The organism is Peribacillus sp. NPDC056705 (assembly GCF_043656335.1).
Genome location: NZ_JBHTYI010000052.1, coordinates 1 through 16,430 on the forward strand (window position 1 = coordinate 1; position 16,430 = coordinate 16,430).

The 16,430-nt window shown below is 37.2% G+C and carries 18 protein-coding genes and 3 pseudogenes; 6 read left to right on the top strand and 15 right to left on the bottom strand.

What is annotated here, in order from left to right:
• The 3 genes from ACFRAK_RS26420 to ACFRAK_RS26430 form a co-directional block, all read right to left on the bottom strand.
• Positions 1-1,001: DUF2642 domain-containing protein (locus ACFRAK_RS26420; RefSeq protein WP_394572827.1), on the bottom strand; the 1,001-nt coding region annotated here is incomplete at its 3' end.
• A 95-nt stretch (positions 1,002-1,096) separates the two neighbouring features.
• Positions 1,097-1,624 carry a hypothetical protein gene (locus tag ACFRAK_RS26425; RefSeq protein ID WP_387594717.1) on the bottom strand — a complete coding sequence of 176 codons (528 nt, stop codon included), beginning with the start codon at positions 1,622-1,624 and terminating at the stop codon, positions 1,097-1,099.
• 494 nt (positions 1,625-2,118) lie between these two features.
• Positions 2,119-2,715, bottom strand: a complete 597-nt coding sequence (locus ACFRAK_RS26430; RefSeq protein WP_394572834.1) for a spermine/spermidine synthase domain-containing protein — start codon at positions 2,713-2,715, stop codon at positions 2,119-2,121.
• Positions 2,716-2,855: 140 nt separating this feature from the next.
• On the opposite strand from ACFRAK_RS26430, the gene ACFRAK_RS26435 reads away from it, so the two are divergent.
• A complete protein-coding gene (locus tag ACFRAK_RS26435; RefSeq protein WP_394572828.1) occupies positions 2,856-3,206 on the top strand; it encodes a hypothetical protein in 351 nt (116 codons plus the stop codon).
• A gap of 273 nt (positions 3,207-3,479) precedes the next feature.
• Here the strand turns inward: ACFRAK_RS26435 and ACFRAK_RS26440 are convergent, their stop codons facing one another.
• Positions 3,480-3,914, bottom strand: coding sequence for a hypothetical protein (locus ACFRAK_RS26440; RefSeq protein ID WP_394572829.1), 435 nt, complete (start codon positions 3,912-3,914; stop codon positions 3,480-3,482).
• A gap of 1,415 nt (positions 3,915-5,329) precedes the next feature.
• Here ACFRAK_RS26440 and ACFRAK_RS26445 point away from each other — a divergent pair.
• Both ACFRAK_RS26445 and ACFRAK_RS26450 read left to right on the top strand, forming a co-directional pair.
• Positions 5,330-6,385 carry a glycosyltransferase WbsX family protein gene (locus ACFRAK_RS26445; RefSeq protein ID WP_387594709.1) on the top strand — a complete coding sequence of 352 codons (1,056 nt, stop codon included), beginning with the start codon at positions 5,330-5,332 and terminating at the stop codon, positions 6,383-6,385.
• A gap of 77 nt (positions 6,386-6,462) precedes the next feature.
• Positions 6,463-6,981, top strand: a complete 519-nt coding sequence (locus ACFRAK_RS26450; RefSeq protein ID WP_387594706.1) for a class I SAM-dependent methyltransferase — start codon at positions 6,463-6,465, stop codon at positions 6,979-6,981.
• A gap of 78 nt (positions 6,982-7,059) precedes the next feature.
• Here the strand turns inward: ACFRAK_RS26450 and ACFRAK_RS26455 are convergent, their stop codons facing one another.
• Both ACFRAK_RS26455 and ACFRAK_RS26460 read right to left on the bottom strand, forming a co-directional pair.
• Positions 7,060-7,197 (bottom strand): hypothetical protein, encoded by a 138-nt coding sequence (locus ACFRAK_RS26455; RefSeq protein WP_394572830.1) that lies wholly within the window; start codon positions 7,195-7,197, stop codon positions 7,060-7,062.
• Between the two features lie 107 nt (positions 7,198-7,304).
• On the bottom strand, positions 7,305-7,451 hold the full coding sequence (locus tag ACFRAK_RS26460) for a phage holin (protein ID WP_387594703.1): 147 nt from the start codon (positions 7,449-7,451) through the stop codon (positions 7,305-7,307).
• Between ACFRAK_RS26460 and ACFRAK_RS26465 the strand changes: the two are divergent.
• Positions 7,445-7,702: pseudogene (locus ACFRAK_RS26465) on the top strand (tyrosine-type recombinase/integrase); the annotation flags it as partial. The gene ACFRAK_RS26460 and the pseudogene ACFRAK_RS26465 sit on opposite strands and share 7 nt — an antisense overlap.
• A gap of 142 nt (positions 7,703-7,844) precedes the next feature.
• Positions 7,845-8,066: pseudogene (locus tag ACFRAK_RS26470) on the top strand (helix-turn-helix domain-containing protein); the annotation flags it as partial.
• 364 nt (positions 8,067-8,430) lie between these two features.
• Here ACFRAK_RS26470 and ACFRAK_RS26475 read toward each other — a convergent pair.
• From ACFRAK_RS26475 to ACFRAK_RS26500, 6 genes and pseudogenes are all read right to left on the bottom strand, one after another.
• Entirely contained in the window at positions 8,431-8,772 is a 342-nt protein-coding gene (locus ACFRAK_RS26475; protein ID WP_387594701.1) for a DUF1801 domain-containing protein, read from the bottom strand.
• Positions 8,773-8,824: 52 nt separating this feature from the next.
• Positions 8,825-9,220 carry a VOC family protein gene (locus tag ACFRAK_RS26480; RefSeq protein ID WP_394572831.1) on the bottom strand — a complete coding sequence of 132 codons (396 nt, stop codon included), beginning with the start codon at positions 9,218-9,220 and terminating at the stop codon, positions 8,825-8,827.
• Positions 9,221-9,306: 86 nt separating this feature from the next.
• Entirely contained in the window at positions 9,307-9,888 is a 582-nt protein-coding gene (locus ACFRAK_RS26485; protein WP_394572835.1) for a YciI family protein, read from the bottom strand.
• Positions 9,880-11,124 (bottom strand): annotated as a pseudogene (locus tag ACFRAK_RS26490) (RNA polymerase sigma factor); the annotation flags it as partial. The gene ACFRAK_RS26485 and the pseudogene ACFRAK_RS26490, both read right to left, overlap by 9 nt.
• On the bottom strand, positions 11,121-11,555 hold the full coding sequence (locus tag ACFRAK_RS26495; protein ID WP_394572832.1) for a YciI family protein: 435 nt from the start codon (positions 11,553-11,555) through the stop codon (positions 11,121-11,123). The pseudogene ACFRAK_RS26490 and the gene ACFRAK_RS26495, both read right to left, overlap by 4 nt.
• 127 nt (positions 11,556-11,682) lie before the next feature.
• Positions 11,683-12,495, bottom strand: a complete 813-nt coding sequence (locus ACFRAK_RS26500) for an alpha/beta fold hydrolase (protein ID WP_387594687.1) — start codon at positions 12,493-12,495, stop codon at positions 11,683-11,685.
• Positions 12,496-13,552: 1,057 nt separating this feature from the next.
• On the opposite strand from ACFRAK_RS26500, the gene hpaB reads away from it, so the two are divergent.
• Positions 13,553-14,998, top strand: a complete 1,446-nt coding sequence (gene hpaB, locus ACFRAK_RS26505; RefSeq protein WP_387594685.1) for a 4-hydroxyphenylacetate 3-monooxygenase, oxygenase component — start codon at positions 13,553-13,555, stop codon at positions 14,996-14,998.
• 162 nt (positions 14,999-15,160) lie between these two features.
• Here the strand turns inward: hpaB and ACFRAK_RS26510 are convergent, their stop codons facing one another.
• From ACFRAK_RS26510 to ACFRAK_RS26520, 3 genes are all read right to left on the bottom strand, one after another.
• Positions 15,161-15,292: a hypothetical protein gene (locus ACFRAK_RS26510; RefSeq protein ID WP_387594682.1), complete on the bottom strand. Its 132-nt coding sequence runs from the start codon at positions 15,290-15,292 to the stop codon at positions 15,161-15,163.
• A 300-nt stretch (positions 15,293-15,592) separates the two neighbouring features.
• On the bottom strand, positions 15,593-15,925 hold the full coding sequence (locus ACFRAK_RS26515; protein ID WP_387594679.1) for a peptidoglycan-binding domain-containing protein: 333 nt from the start codon (positions 15,923-15,925) through the stop codon (positions 15,593-15,595).
• A gap of 203 nt (positions 15,926-16,128) precedes the next feature.
• The coding region (locus ACFRAK_RS26520; RefSeq protein WP_394572833.1) for a M15 family metallopeptidase at positions 16,129-16,430 on the bottom strand (302 nt) is incomplete at its 5' end.

A 16,430-nucleotide genomic window follows, 5' to 3' on the forward strand; every position in this document is an offset into this window, starting at 1 on the left:
GGTTTTTCCTTCTTATTTTCTTTTACATTGGATTGATCTTTGTTCACTTCATTAACTGTAGATTGAACAATCGGCTCTTCTTTCACGTCAGATAAGACTTCCGAATGTGCACTTTTTTTAGGATTAGTTTCTGAAGGTTTTTCCTTCTTATTTTCTTTTACATTGGATTGATCTTTGTTCACTTTATTTCCTGTAGATTGAACAGTCGGTTCTTCTTTCACGTCAGATAAAACTTCCGAATGTGCATTTATTTCAGGATTAGTTTCTGAAGGTTTTTCCTTCTTATTTTCTTTTACATTGAATTGATCTTTGTTCACTTTATTTCCTGTAGATTGAACAGTCGGTTCTTCTTTTACGTCAGATAAAACTTCCGAATTTGCAGAGGCTGGTTCATCTTTATCAAAAGTTAAAATGTCCTGTTCTTGTTTCTGTTCAGCAGGCTCTTCCTTTCCTTTGGAATTAACTTCAGTGTCTTCCTTCAGCACGGAACTACTTTCCTTAACTTGATCTGCATCTGACTGTTTATTTTCAGTTTTTTCGTCTTTATTTTCCTTTTGTTTGTTCTCTGATGATTCCTTATCATCTATCCCTTTGAAAATATAGAATATATTTGATAATTGGACATAAAGTTGTTTATCCTTATTTAATAAAACGATGTATTTATTAGTTACAGTACTTAAAAATCCGTCAAAGGATAGATTGTTCTCTCTAATTACTGTCACCCAATGACCTTTGAGTTCATTTATTAATTCTGTAAAACTTTGTTTCTGTGTTGGTTCGTGGTCAAGTATTTGAACCTCAAATTCTTTGGTGTTTTTTAATAAGGCATACACCTGATTTAAGTTAAAATAACATTGTTTATCAGGATTCATTTGAATGACAATAAAGTCGCTTTTCACATCAAGTACTACCCCATTATGAACGGATTTATCATCGGAAATAATACTAATATTAAAACCTATCAGTGAATTAAGTGCCTCGTGAAAATTTTGTTCTTTCATCTGATGAGTCCCCCTTATTAATTGGATGGTCGCTTCTGCCCATGAAGCGACACATCATTTATGGGATATACTATTTTTCTTTTTCTTCTGCTTTATTATTTTTCTTTTTCTTCTGCTTTATTATTTTTATTTTTTTCCGTTTTTCCATCGTCTTTATTATTTTTATTTTTTTCTGATTTCTCATCTTCCTTTTGTTTCTCTACTCTTGCCCCGTAACTGATGCTGCGTATATGGAACATTGACAGGCGAATAACTTCTTCGTTTAGTATTAATGTTACGAATTCATCATTAAAATCATGAAGTACGCCTTCTAGCTTCTCGGGACCGCCTCGGTTAATATTTACCCATTGATTTCTGAGGTCACCTAGCAAGCCTTTAAAAGTTGAAGCTGTTTTAAAAGTAAAATCTTCGGGAACCTCCAGTTGAAATTGGAACCCCTTCTTTACATTCTCGGTAATACTTTTGATATGGTCGGTTTTATAGTAGATAACACCTTCTTGTTCAGTTAAGATCGATAAGTGGTCATCGTATATACCTAATAATAATCCTGTCCGAGATTCAGGACCCCCTCTATCTACTTTTAGAACTTTCCCAACTAAATTAGTTAACCATTCCTTATACATAATGTTGCCCCTTCCTATATAATCATTTACCCTGTATGTATATGTATCATGGGATGACGTTGTGTCGTGGTAAACGTCCATCTTCTATCAATAAGACTGAAATTCATCAAAATGTGTATATGCACAAACCTTTAGAATTTCCTGAAGTTAAATGACTGATATACTGAATGTACTCAATGGCCAGAATAATGGATCGTTTTTAAAAATTACTTTATTCGAAGCAGAGAATGCCTTTTAAAATAGTTGAAGGATATTGAATAACAGGTGTAAAGAGATGGCGCTAAATCCATTTGAGAAATTCGATCAGCATCTAACAGATGAATTGGTGTAATAGATAGTCCAACTTTAAAAAACTACCGAAGAGTGGATCGCTGTTTAGCGGATTATTAAAACGAATGTCCCCAGAAAGTTACAAAAAAAAGACCCCGGAGCATTACCGGAGTCTTTTTTATCAGCAAAACTAAAAAGTGTTTTTTTATGGTCTCTAAAAAAGGTCACCATTTTTCTATTTCGTTTTTATACAACTTGTGTAAGTTTAAATTTTTGAGGCAATTCATAACTGCTTTTCCCCGTTCCTCCTTAATTGACGAAGGAATAGTAAACAAATTTGGCATGTCTAAAGTTAGAGCTTGATGGACAGAAATACTTGGAATAACTCTTGGAAGCTTGAAATGAGATGCTAAATGAAAGCCCCATAAGCCGAAAGAGGGGACAATAACATTGTATTCAAGTGTATTAAGACCGGCCATATTAACTGTTTTACCAATACTCCAAAATACCGTTGGTGTATCTTCTGGTGAATTAGACTGACAAACTAACACACCTTGTTTTGATAATATTTTTGCTGTTTGACTGAACAATTCAATTGCATATAATGAGCTAATGCCTGAGTCAACGGGATCTGGAAAATCAATAATTATTACTTTGTAGGGCTCCAATCCCCTTAAAATAAATTTCTTTGCATCTTCAAAATTAATATTTACCCTTTCGTCCAGTAAAGAACAATCATTATGCTCAATATTTGAGCTATTACATGACGGATTTTGTGACAGGGGAAAATAAAATACAGAAGGTTGTTTGCTAAATAAGATGAGAAAGTTTTGCGACTGAAATTACTCTTTTAGATATGGATCAAAAATCTGTACAAAAATAAATGTATTGGAGTCTAATCAAATTTCGGATTTTTTTCATAAGTTAAACAAGAAAATATATTTAATATGATGGTGAAAAAATGAAGAAAAAACCTAATAAAAAAGAACAGCAAGAGAGTGCAACTCAAGAGGCAATAGAAGGAAAAGATTCCAAAGAAAAAAAAGGGAAAAAGGGACCGAAAGATGGTACAGCCTCCACCGAGTCAGTGCAAACCAAGAGCTTTCGGAACCTAAAGGCGATAAAGCTCCTCATGAAGGAGGGGAATCAGCGGGAACTGGTAAGGTCAAACATAGCAAAGGCGCCAAAGGGAAAAAAGGATCGAAAGACGGTACAGCCTCCACCGAGTCAGTGCAAACCCAAGAGCTTTCGGAACCTAAAGGCGATAAAGCTCCTCATGAAGGAGGAGAATCAGCGGGAACCGTCGAAGTGAAACATGGCAAAGGCGCCAAAGGAAAAAAAGGACCAAAAGATAGTACTGCCTCCACCGGGTCAGTGCAAACCCAAGAGCTTTCGGAACCTCAAGGCCATAAAGATTCTCATGAAGGAGAAGAATCAGCGGGAACCGGTGAGGTCAAACATGGCAAAGGCCCCAAGGGGAAAAAAGGGCCGAAAAAAAGATAGAATCAAAAAGGGAACAATTGGATATAAACATTTGTCTTTATTTTCCTTCATATACTATCCTGCCCCAGATTACACATTTCTTTTATCTAACAACCCTTTTTAAGCCTCCTGAATTTATTTTTATAGGTTCAGGGAAAGTCACCATTTTTAGAGATTGAATAAATAGTGTGAAAGATTCTGCTTGGAATATTTTAAATGGGTATTCACCATCTATTGCATATCTTTGGTCAGATAGGATAAGCACATGAGGGCTGTCAGGTAATATGCCACTATTAAATAAATCCGCATACCGAGCTAATTTATCATTCATTTGCTTTTCACCATAAATGGTTCTTTGAACTTCAATAAAAAATGGAGTTTTTCTAAAGGAACAATAAATATCAGGTTCTGCCCCTTCTCCTTTTTTTCCATACTTCGGTTCCTCAATGAATGAATGAAGATCACCAAGCTGATTCATTTCTTTATATACATTAACAATCGCTAAGAAATGTCCTATTTTCGCACTATTTTGCTTCATGTGGATGTCCCGGCCCAAAGTAACAATAAGGTACGAATGCAGTGCTTCTCTGTATTTTTCCTTCCCTTAATAATCGTAATAGAAGGTTGTTAGCAGCATACTAGCCTTAATTAATAATTTTTACTCAACTAACGGTTGCCTTAGTGTTTAATATTAAACTAAACTGCCCCTTTAGTTCATGGGGTTCATTTTTATCTTGAATGGTGTGTGAAAATCCAGTTAAAACAGTGGTAAAAGGGGTTATCTTTAGAGTTATAGTCCCAAGCCCTATATCGTATCGTATGGTTTTTTTCTGTTCCCACTTCCAATTTCATTATAAAATGGGACTCTTATTTCCATTACTCTTGCACTATACAAGTGGAAATCTCGGTATTCTCCATAATAACCTACAATTGCATCGTTAATATTTCTTGATACTAACGTTAAAATAGTATCTTTAAATATATCCTCTTTCAGGTTGGTACACTTGCCCTTCAGAAAGAGGTTTCAAAAAGAAATTTCCTCCGTGATTATTCTCAAGCTAAAAAAGCTTTTTTTGATCTTAAACATACAACACTTTTAGACCAGATTCATATAATGAAAAATCAAACGAAGTAATAACTTGTGTAATTACTTCAACAAACCACCTACGAATCAAGGGAGATTCTCTCACCTCTCCGGGCAACTATCAGGCCCTGTTCAACACGGATTATGGACTGAAAAGTGCTGGCAAATACAGCACTAACTTAGTGTCTAAATGTAAATGGGGAACCAAGAAAGTTTTTTATTTCCGAACATTTCAGTGTATAAAACAGGAAACAGTAAAAATTGCAGGTAAAGAAGGCTTTAGTTACATTTCCAATTGATTAATTGAATGCCGTCAGGGAATTGGGGATCAAAACAGCCGTTTGGTTTACGGATGACCCTTAGTATACGATATTACCCATATTATCAATCCGGTTTCATCCAAGGGTTAAACTGTGTATCTTATTATTTAATGTTAGGTTCTTTCATTAAGTTCATTATTTACCTCTCGCAGGCAATCCGAAATATTTATACTTACAAAAGGAAGACTCGATTTCATATACGTTTGTTTTATGGGAGAGGGTCGGAATATCAGCAGTAAAGGCTGTTAATTCCAGAGAATTTCCTAATATAGGAATACTGCTTAAAAGGCAGACGTATCCATATAATATTTCCGCCTGCATTGTGGCAACTATATTTCTGCAAATGTTGTCATGCGGAAAGGTAATTTCACGAGGCAATTTTTCCGCCTTTGAACACAAAGCTTCTGATCATCTTAAGGAAGGTAAAAGTGCAAGAGACAATTGAATTTAAATCAAAGGAATGCTGTTGCCAAATTCTGATTTTAAAAAAGAGATACCACATATAAATTTTAGAACCTACCTTCTAAAGTTTTTAAAGGAGCGATGATTTTGAAACCCATAGCTTTCTATTTACCTCAATTTCATGAGACCGACGAAAATAATCGTTGGTGGGGAAAAGGATTTACCGAATGGACCAATACCAAAAAAGCAAAGCCTCTATTTCCTGGACATTATCAGCCGAAAGAGCCGTACCAAGACTATTACTATAATTTAACAGACGAATCTGCAAGGGAATGGCAAGCCCAAATTGCAAGAAAATATGGCATCTACGGATTTTGTTATTATCATTACTGGTTTAAGGGAAAAAGGTTTCTTCATAAACCATTTGATGCAGTTCTTCAAAAAGGGGAGCCCGATTTCCCCTTCTGTCTTTCCTGGGCAAACGACCCGTGGACAAGAACATGGACCGGTTCAAATCATGAGATTTTGGAAGATCAAGATTACGGAGAAAAAGTAGATTGGAAAGAACATTTCGAATTTCTCTTAACAGCATTTAAAGATAAAAGGTATATCAGAGTAGAAAACAAACCTTTATTTCTTATTTATCGTCCTAGCGATATTCCCAAATGCGATGAGATGTTGGAGTATTGGCAAAAATTAGCTGTCGAAAATGGTCTTGATGGAATCTATTTTGTTCAAACTTTAAACAGATTTAACAACCCTCAACTTAAAGGATTCGATGCTCGTATTGAGTTTGAGCCTGGGTATACAATGAATTTAACAAATGGTAACCATTGTGGAGAAGCTGTTGATGGTTATAAGCAAAAATTTGAACTAGTGAATTACGATAAATTCTGGTCCAGTATACTAGAAAGAAAGACTGATAAGGATAGTGCAAAAACTTATTTAGGAGCTTTCATCGATTGGGATAACTCCGCCCGGGTTGGAGGAAACTCACCCTTTATCTTCACTGGCGCGTCACCCGAAAAATTTTCCTTTTATCTAACAAAACAAATAAAAAGGTCTCTAGAAATAAACAGTGAATTTTTGTTTATTAATGCCTGGAATGAATGGGGCGAAGGAACATATTTAGAACCGGATAAAAAATATGGATTACAATATTTAGAAGCTGTAAAAAAAGCATTAGAAAATAATGAGTTTTAGAGAGGTGACCTAAAATTACTGAACATCAGTTTCAAATTAGCCAATTGCATCAGTTCATTGATTCGGTCAGTGGGTGGTTGACAACTGCAGAGCAAACTGCACTACTACATTTGCCAGCTCTCGTTGATCATTTAGATGGGGAAATTGTTGAGATTGGTTCCTTTAAAGGGAAAAGTACTATTGCATTAGGTCTCGGGAGCAAGTGGATAAGTGAAAGGAAACGAACAATTTTTGCGATTGATCCTTTTATTTCCAATGGTAATTATTCAGATTATTTTAATGAATTTCAGCATAATATTCTAAATTTCCGGCTTGCAAACTATGTATCTCCAATAAAAAATTTCAGCCAAGAAGCAATACAAGATTGTCCTGAGAGCATATCTGCCCTTTTCGTAGATGGAGACCATAGTTATTTAGGCGTAAAAAGAGATATAGAGTTATATGCTCCAAGAGTTGTCCGCCGAGGATTTATAGCGTTTCATGACTACACTGTTTATCCTGATGTTAGAAAAGCTGTTGATGAACTATGTGAGAGTAAAGAGTATGTATTAGTTTGTGATTACGATAGTTTGCGCCTCATACGTAAATTGAAATAAGAAGTAAAAATTAATTCATATTAGGTTACTTAAACTGATTAAAGGATAGTCTAAAAAGTCCTAATCATTATGCAGCTACTATTGACCAAATAGAGAAGCCTGTTCTTCCATTGAACTTAAACCTGCGCAGATTTGTGCGTAAATCCCTTCTTTATAGGCACGCTTAATCATTTCTAAAGCAGATGCTTTAACCACTGAATTCATACCAGAGCCCATGTTTTTTATCTACCCAGCGATTTATTTGGTTGATTGAGCTGACAAGCCGTTTAACGATCATGTCCCTGTTAGACATAAGGACTCGAAAAAGCCACCCGATGGACAGCTTATTTTAATCCTTGTTTTTTCAAGACTTCATCTTGTTTTTGAGCTTTCTTAGTCACTAAATATTGATTCTTATACACTCCATATAAAGCAAACCCAAGAGGGACAACAGCAGTAAGGAAGTTAATAAATGAGTTGATTGATGCCAAAATCCACCTTTTTTAACGCATTCAGCCGTATCTTAAAAAGGGCTGAGTTGCCCTCTCTTCCCATCCATTCCCTTTATCATACACATGCAGTGCTCCAACTTGAAGCTGGTTCGGATATGAAATATGTTCAGAAAAGATTAGGTCATGGCAGCGTTGCTATAACTTCTGATGTATACGCACATATAAGCAAAAAACTCGAAAAGAAAAACATAGACAAGTTTGAGGAATACACCAAGGGAATCATCGATTAAATATTTTGCTGAATTTAGTGGGCAAATATCCAATGCATTAATATGACTTAGATTTGCCCACCAAATAAAAAACCCCTGACACCAGAGGTGCCAAGGGTTTGAAAGGTTAATACATGGACATATATTGTTCGCGTTCCCATGGGTGATGCATTGTAATCGAGTTGTTGATTACTCTACTAACAAACGTGCATTCACAAGGGAACAAGAAATAGTGATCGGCACCAAAGCTTTCAAGGAATTTGCTATGAAGGTTAAAAGTGGGGTTAAGATGCATAAAGGACAGTTTGCCTACTTCAACGGGATTGTAAACAAGCTTATGACTAATCTTTACTTTGATACTGAATTTATGGACAACCTTAATTAATCGCAGATAAGGTTTTTCCTGGCCATGGATCTTATGGCACTAACGGGGCAGGTTAGTTGAACAATCGTCATTAGCTTTTATTCAACAATCGGGCCATTTAATGGAATAGTACATCTAAAGAAATCTGGGTATTCATGTTAAATTTTAATAAGTTGAAGAATTCTATTGCAATGAAAAAACAAAAATTTACTGGAGCTTATCTGTTACCAGAAGAAAGAGCTGTAATTAAGCATAGATTATCAGCTCTTTTTTTTACAAAAGAAGCAGATTAATTGAAAAACAAAAAAGGCTGCAGTAAGAACTACACCCTCTGTATTGCTGGTAAAAGCACACCAGTTAAGCAACTCTTTACTTTTGATTGTCATTAAAGTCCTGCGGAAGCTTGACGAAGTAATGAGATGAGCTGTTCGGCATCAATCGTAGCTTCTTTTTGGAACTTTATAGATTTTCTTTCTGGAGGTCCATCAAACATGCCTTCAGGAAGATCCAGTGTGATGGCATTAAAAATGGTAAAACTAACTGCTGCTTTAGAAATTGAGACAACAGCAGTGTACTTTCCGTTTTTTAAAAAATGTGGCTTTTTGTATTGAATGCGTTCATGTACATCTGGTATGGCCTTGTGGACGACCTCCCGCAGATTAGTGGCAAGTTCTCCCTGCCAGGGTTCTTTTAATGCATCAATAAAATCGGTTACTTCTTGATTCATTATGCATACTCTCCTTTTTGTTAGTAGTGAATTTTTTTGAATTTCGGATGGTTTACGGTTTGGTAATCATCCACGTAACACCGAATTTATCTATAACTTCTCCATAGTATGCGCCCCATGGCTGCAAAGCAAAGGGATACTTGTTTTCTCCACCCTCACCAAGCTTTGCATATGCTTCTTTAGCTTCAGACTCATTGTCATAGGTTAAAGCAAGACTGATGCTACGGCTGCTGGATACCGGTTCAAAGGAATCGGAGATCATTAGCATATTCCTTCCAGCTATTATCAAAGATAGATGCATAACTTTATCCTTTATCTCTTCTGGAGTTCCTCGTGCCTCACCGAATGTTTTAATTGATAGAATTTCCCCACCGAGTGACTCTACGTAAAAATCCGCCTGGCTTCTTGCATCGTCCGACATTAGATATGAGTTTAATTGTGCTCCCATTTTTTCAACAACCTTTCCATTTTAATTTGTCCTTCTATAAATACGACGAATATGCATTGGAGAAATCGACAAAGGAAAAAACTTTTTTAAATTTTTTTCAACATATTAAGGTTTTCTTGTAAAGAGGCTTCCATCGCCTTTATTCCGGGGTCTTGTATGGATTCTAGTTTCTCTTTTAGCCTTCGTAGTTCTATCTCGTACTTGCCTCTTACCTTAGGAACCGGAATTCTTAGCGCCCAGTTTAGCGCCTCGTCCTCCGTACTCACATCAATCAACATATATTCCGTGATAAGGTCTTGATTTACCGGAAATGGGCCTGCCAATACCTGTGGCTTTTCACCTTTCTTTGGATACGTTATTCTTAACCCGGTTGAACTTGGCTGAAGCTCTTCATCGGCAAGAAGTGCACCCTTTTTAGCCAGTGAATTCTTATACGAAATCATTGCTTCGCGGTAATCCTTTCCGTCGGCTAATCCTGCCTCCGAGTACTCTGTGGCTTTAATAATCAATAAAAACCTCATTGTGATCCCCTCCTCGTTTAAATTGGAAGAAATGAAGAGCAGAATAGACTGCTCTACTATTCCTTTACCAACACGACGAATAAGGAACGAGATAATCGACAGGGCTGGGAAAAAATTATATGTAGATGTTCCTTTTCCACATTCCATTGCACGATTAAGTAGCAGGGTTCGTTCACGTTCATTCTGGGTTAGTGATGCAGCACGTTTAAATTCTGTCCTAGCTTCATCGTAACGCCCTAGCTTCACCAAGAGATCTCCGCGAACACTCGGTAATAGATGATATTTCTTTAAGGATGGGTCAGTATTCAACTCGTCTACAATCTGGATGCCAATGTCCGGACCGAATGCCATGGATATAGCAACTGCCCGGTTTAATTCTACGATTGGCGAGGGCATAACAATCGAAAGAGCTTCATAAAGTGCGGCAATTCGTGGCCAATCTGTCTCCTCTGGAGTCTGTGCCTGAGCATGACATGCAGAGATGGCTGCCTGCAATGAATATGCCCCAAGTGAACGCCCTAACTTCCTGCTGCGCTCCAGTGCAGCTAAACCACGGCGAATCAATAATTGATCCCACTGTGCCCGATTTTGATCCATAAGAAGGACAGGTTCTCCTTTCGAATTAACTCGATTTTTGAACCGGGAAAATTGAATTTCCATTAAAGCAACTAGTCCATGAACTTCCGGTTCATTAGGTGCGATTTCGGCAAGGACACGTCCCAATCTCAGTGCTTCTTGGCACAGTGAAGGACGAATCCAGTGGTCCCCGGAAGTTGCTGAATATCCTTCATTAAACATAAGGTAAATCACTTCAAGTACGGTCGACAGGCGATTATTAAGTTCCTCTCCAAGAGGTACCTCAAAAGGAATTCTTTTTTCGTTAAGGGTTTTCTTAGCTCGGACAATTCTCTGAGCAATGGTTGATTCTGCGACGAGGAATGAACGTGCAATTTCTTCTGTGGTAAGTCCGCATAACAGGCGCAGTGTCAAGGCAACTCTGGCATCCTGTGATAATACTGGATGACAGGTCATGAAAATCAGACGAAGGAGATCGTCACCAATCTCCCCATCCAGAACATGATCTATGTCTTCCTCAGTAAATAAATCCGTATTCTTAGCAATCTCTACATACTTTTGATCACGAATCTTCGTTCTTCGCAAAAGATCAATAGCACGCCGTTTCGCAGTCGTCATCAGCCATGCGCCAGGATTATCTGGTATCCCAGCATGTGGCCATTTTTCAAGAGCAATCACCAAAGCATCCTGAGCCAGATCCTCTGCAAGACTAATATCCCGTACCATTCCGGTTAACTTTGCAATGAGTTTTGGTGACTCTATTCTCCATATCGCTTCAATCGTTCGTTGTGTTTGGGGCAAACTCACGCTTTCTTTTGCTCCTCTACTAATTTGCGAAGTGCTGCTTCTTTTTCCAGAAATTCTGGATTATCGGTCAAGTCCACCGGCTCAAATACCTGTCTAAGCTCAATTTCTCCCTGTCCAAATCCATGTGGATCTGGCATCCGTAATGCCCATTCAATAGCTTCTTCTCTTGATTTAACTTCAATCAGAGTATACCCTGCAATTATTTCTTTTGCCTCTACAAACGGACCGTCCATAATCTTTGGTTTAACACCCGGTTCTGGATAGGAAATCCTTATTCCGCCTGAACTAGGATGTAGTCCATCTCCTGCTAACAAAACACCTGCTTTCATCAATTCTTCGTTATATTTCTGCATAGCCTCAATAAGCTCCGGACTAGGCATTTTTCCTTCCTCTGAATCTGAAGTCGCTTTTACAATCATCATAAATCTCATAAGTATAACCTCCTAATTTATGGTGAAGCTTCAAATCGCATAAGCAAATCCGCTTCTATTTATACAACGAATACCTGCCTGTTAAATCGACAATCGAAATTACTTTTTTGTAAAATTTTTTGCCTAATCAGTGATTAGCCGCAAAAAATACTGTAAGCTCCGGTGATATTTTTTTTGTATCCAGCTTCTTAGTATGGCCGAGACCTTTTTTACTCAGCAATTGCGCATTGGGGAGTACGTTTGCCAATGCTTGAGCACTATGACGAAGAGATGCAGGGCTCTCTGTCCCTTCTAATACCAACGTTGGCATCGTAACACTGCTCCACCATTCAGCAGACAGTTCCTTTCCCTCCATATAGCCATCCAACAAAGCAGCATCATAGGGAAGCGTATGTGCGACCGCCATAAGCTTAGACCACACACCTGGCATAATGCGCATCATGCTGACAACAAACGATGGTGCCCCCATACCCTTGGTCATAAAGTACTTAATGGCTTCAGCTCTGTTATCCTTGGCAATGAGTTCAGCCGTATGCCTTGTAAAATCTTTCGGCGGCTTACGATCCTCCGCTTTTACCACGAAAGGAGGTTCGTGCAGAGCTAATTTAGTAATGTTTACCCCTTTCTTTGCTGCTAGTAGGGCTAAAACAGCTCCCGAAGATAATCCCCAAACATATGCCGATCCACCAGCTTCATCAATCAAAGCTTGAAGGTCTTCAATTTCACGCTCAACATCATACGGCTGTGTATCACTGCTATCTCCTCGGCCACGGCGGTCGTAGTTGTAAACCGTGAAGTACTCGGACAACAGATTAGCCAACTCTACCTGCTGAGGAAATTTTCGGTAGCTGAAGGCACCTGCTACCAGTATGAGAGCTGGTCCTTGGCCAACTTTGTCATAAGCGATTTTCGATCCGTCCTTTGAAGTAACTAAATGCATTAATTTTTCCTCCTTTGTTGTAACTGACTTTTTAGATATTAACTTAGATTATATCCGCTTCTAATAAGTCGACGAACCACTATAAACAAAATCGACACATCCAAAAAATAATTTTTAAAATTTTCTTTGCCAAAACATATTGAATTCATTTATTAATCCTTATTGGATATTTAAGAACTTTTTTATCTTATATACGCCAATTTTGTTTTAATATCCTTTTAAAAAAAGGAGCCAAATTTTTTTCTTGCTAATGCTCGCTATTTGAAAAGAGTTACTCCGAATTGATACTTTCGTCTGTATTTGGATTCATTAACCTTCAACTTCTAGGAAAAGGGGTCTCCTTGGAAACTGAAAGCGTAAAAGCATAGTTAATTAACTTTCACAAGTATGCCTGTGGAAGTTTGTTCTTTCTTAGCAGGAATTTGTTACTAATAGCTGCTAAGGAAACTCCTTTTTAATAATTGATATAAAGTTTGTGAAATAATGTACTTAAACAAACGGGTGCGTCGTATTATAAGGTTAGCCAGTTTTTACTGGGTGACCTTATAATACGAACGCACCCGTTACTTAAAGTGTATTTCTTCACAAACCTTTCGAAAGGAAGGACTACCGCAGCAACCCCTAGACAATTCAATCCCCCCGTTAGCCACACATGCTGCCGAGCCGCACCACAAATGAGTTGGAGAGTAGTGATGGAAGGTTACGATTAAATATTTCTCCATTTACTAAATCGTATTAACAAATGGGCAACTCTTTTTAAGAAACCCGGCGGATCGAGACAAATTGTTATCCATGAACCTGCCACAAAAAGTATCCAAAACCACACCCTATAGAATAATCGTTTTGTGTTAAACATTATTTTAGAAAATGCCTGTTACGAAAAGATCGTCGTCCATCCTAGGACATTTTTTTTATTTATGCCAGATGAAGCGATACATTTTGCCCAATTTAAAAACAGGGCTTTTCCAATAAGAACACGCAATTAAATCATCTAATAAAATGATACTAACTAAACTCGTACAATTCTTTGGCCTTCATTATAAGGAGACGGTAGAACATGAGTATCATAAATGGTAAGGAATTTATTGAACGTTTAAATAAAATGAAAAATGAAATTTGGTTTGATGGTGTAAATATCAAAGGGGCAATTTCAGACCATCCTGCCTTTAAAGGAATTCTTAAGTCAAAGGCTTCCCTTTATGATTTGCAAAATTCTCAGGATCTAAAAAATGAGATGACTTTCTTTTCTTCAGAAAACGAAAATCCTATTGGACTATCTTACTTACAACCCAAAACGAAAGAGGATTTAAAAAGAAGAAGAAAAATGATTGAACATTGGGCAAGACAAACGCATGGAATGATGGGAAGAAGTCCTGACTATATGAATACGGTTGTAATGAGTTTTGCCTCTTCCGCCAATGTTTTAAGTCGTAGGAAAAATTGTTTTCCTGAAAACATTCAATCTTTATATGAAAGAGCAATTAAACATGATTTATCATTTACACATACCTTTATTACTCCGCAAGTGAATCGTTCACAAGTCTATTTGGGCTTTTCCAATGAGCCAATTTCCGCTAAGGTGATAGATCGAAATGAAAAAGGATTGGTTATCAAAGGTGCCCGCTTACTTGCCACTCAAGGTGGTTTAACGGATGAAGTTTTAGTTATTTCTGCACCAAGATTGTTTTTTGATCCTAGCGAGGCGTTCGCCTTTTCCATTCCATCTAATACGAAAGGATTAAAATTTTTTTGCAGGGAATCCTTTGTGGGGGGAGAATCTTCGTTTAATTATCCGTTAAGTTCAAAATATGAAGAAATGGACTCAATCGTCGTCTTTGACAATGTTTTAGTTCCATGGGACCGCGTATTTTATTACGATAATGTAGATGCAGCTACAGATTTCCTTGTTGAAAGCTCTTTTTACCAATTTACCTATCATCAAGTCATAACCAGACAAATTGTAAAAACAGACTTTTTTCTTGGAGTTGCTCAACTTCTTGTCGAGACAATTAATGTTGGAGAGTATCAACATATACATGAAAAACTCTCCGAAATCATCATCGGTCTTGAAACCATGAAAGCACTTTTAGAGAAATCAGAAAATGATGCAGAATTGGATGAATGGGGATTTATGCGTCCTAGTATTATTCCATTACAAGTGGCTAGTAACATCTTTCCTAAAATTTATCCCCGTTTCAGCGAAATTATACAAATAATTGGTGCTAGCGGAATGATATCAATACCAACGGAAAGCGCGTTTGATTCCGAAATTCGTTCAGAACTCGACCAATATCTTCAAGCAGATGGTATGAATGCCGAAGACCGTGTGAAACTTTTCCGTTTGGCATGGGATCTTACGATGAGTTCGTTTGGTACAAGGCAAACCCAATATGAAAGATACTTTTTTGGTGATCCTATTCGATTATCCAGTAATTTATACAAAAACTATATAAAAGATAAACACGTTGAAGAAATTAGAGGATTATTGAATCTAAAAAATTAAGAGTGTCTTATCAAATTGTCAATGCAGTATCCTCCAATTATAAATTCACAAACCAAAACCTTCACCATTTCCAACACGAAACAGGCGTTTCTACTATTGTAGAAACACGCCTGTTTTACAGATACTTCTTTTCATTGTTATTGACGGCTTTATCAGCAAATCTTAATACGGGTAGTGGTGGTATGGGTAGTGTGGGTGCGGATAGCCTGGAGCTCCAAAACCAAGTCCTGGTCCATAACCAAATCCTGATCCTGGTCCACCTAAACCATCCCTCTCATTATAGGCATTATTCATACAAACTTCATCTTCCTCATTTCATTTACATTAGAGCATATGCATTTGGGTAAAAGTTCTTGGGTATTTGTCTTGAATTTTAGAATTTAAAGGACATATGCCTCATCCAACAGATAAAATGAACTTTTCATTCAAAACTATTAGTCTGTATTAAATCAATTCACCACTCAATTGTAATTATCCAAACCGTACTCTTTTTCAACTAACCTGCCCCGTTAGTTCATTAAGAAATTCAACAACACCTTTAACAGAGCTTCAACAAAAAAATAGCCCCTACTCAATACGAGTAAGGGCTATTGATTATGCCGCAAACAATTTAGTGAAGGTAGCTTTACCTGCTTTCTTATCTACAATTATCTTTTTAGCTTTCTGGAATTTAGATAATGCTGATTCAGTACCTTTTCCAAAGATGGAATCGAGTGATCCAGGACTATATCCTTCCAAGTAAAGTGCAGCCTGCAGAATCCAAGTAAGATTGCATTTTGCACCTTTTTGGACAGTGACAATTGCAGCCTTAGTTTTAGCTCCCCACTTTCCATCCACAACTAAATTTTTATTAAATTGTTTATTAAGTTCAGTTTGCAGTGCTTTGATAAGTGAGGATTTTGTTTTAGGACCATTAAATCCATCCACAATTAGGCCAGTTCCATATCGGCTATTTAAAGTTTTTTGAATGGACTTAATTGTTTCATCTCCATTATTCTCGGATGGCTCCTTAGTAATCTCTGAAATTTCAAAGAAAGGATTGGTTTTTTACCAACCATAATCTGTGAATAGGATAATCCACCCGTCATTTCCAAGTGAGGATAATCTTTAAAGCTTGTCCAATCTCCCCCCTATTTAAATCCCAATTTTTTACCAATAGCAGCCACTCGTTTCCAATTAGAATTAATCGTCCACAATGCTGTTTTGCCGTCATCGCTTACTAGTAAATAGTCAATTGCTACACCAAAGTTATGGAAAGATTGTCCTGGTTTAGCGTTCGTTACAATAGGTTTAGCTAGATTGCTATAGTTCTTACCTTTGTAAATATAAAAACGCCCTTGACCAAATAGAGAAGCCTGTTCTTCCATTGAACTTAAACCTGCGCAGATTTGTGCGTAAATCCCTTCTTTATAGGCACGCTTAATCATTTCTA

Bases quoted from the DNA above. Each gene is read 5' to 3' on its own strand.
- ACFRAK_RS26425 (WP_387594717.1), bottom strand. From the start codon at position 1,624: ATGTATAAGGAATGGTTAACTAATTTAGTTGGGAAAGTTCTAAAAGTA.
- ACFRAK_RS26435 (WP_394572828.1), top strand. From the start codon at position 2,856: ATGAAGAAAAAACCTAATAAAAAAGAACAGCAAGAGAGTGCAACTCAA.
- ACFRAK_RS26440 (WP_394572829.1), bottom strand. From the start codon at position 3,914: ATGAAGCAAAATAGTGCGAAAATAGGACATTTCTTAGCGATTGTTAAT.
- ACFRAK_RS26455 (WP_394572830.1), bottom strand. From the start codon at position 7,197: ATGGGCTCTGGTATGAATTCAGTGGTTAAAGCATCTGCTTTAGAAATG.
- ACFRAK_RS26475 (WP_387594701.1), bottom strand. From the start codon at position 8,772: ATGAATCAAGAAGTAACCGATTTTATTGATGCATTAAAAGAACCCTGG.
- ACFRAK_RS26480 (WP_394572831.1), bottom strand. From the start codon at position 9,220: ATGGGAGCACAATTAAACTCATATCTAATGTCGGACGATGCAAGAAGC.
- ACFRAK_RS26485 (WP_394572835.1), bottom strand. From the start codon at position 9,888: ATGGAATGTGGAAAAGGAACATCTACATATAATTTTTTCCCAGCCCTG.
- ACFRAK_RS26495 (WP_394572832.1), bottom strand. From the start codon at position 11,555: ATGAGATTTATGATGATTGTAAAAGCGACTTCAGATTCAGAGGAAGGA.
- ACFRAK_RS26500 (WP_387594687.1), bottom strand. From the start codon at position 12,495: ATGCATTTAGTTACTTCAAAGGACGGATCGAAAATCGCTTATGACAAA.
- hpaB (WP_387594685.1), top strand. From the start codon at position 13,553: ATGAGTATCATAAATGGTAAGGAATTTATTGAACGTTTAAATAAAATG.
- ACFRAK_RS26510 (WP_387594682.1), bottom strand. From the start codon at position 15,292: ATGAATAATGCCTATAATGAGAGGGATGGTTTAGGTGGACCAGGATCA.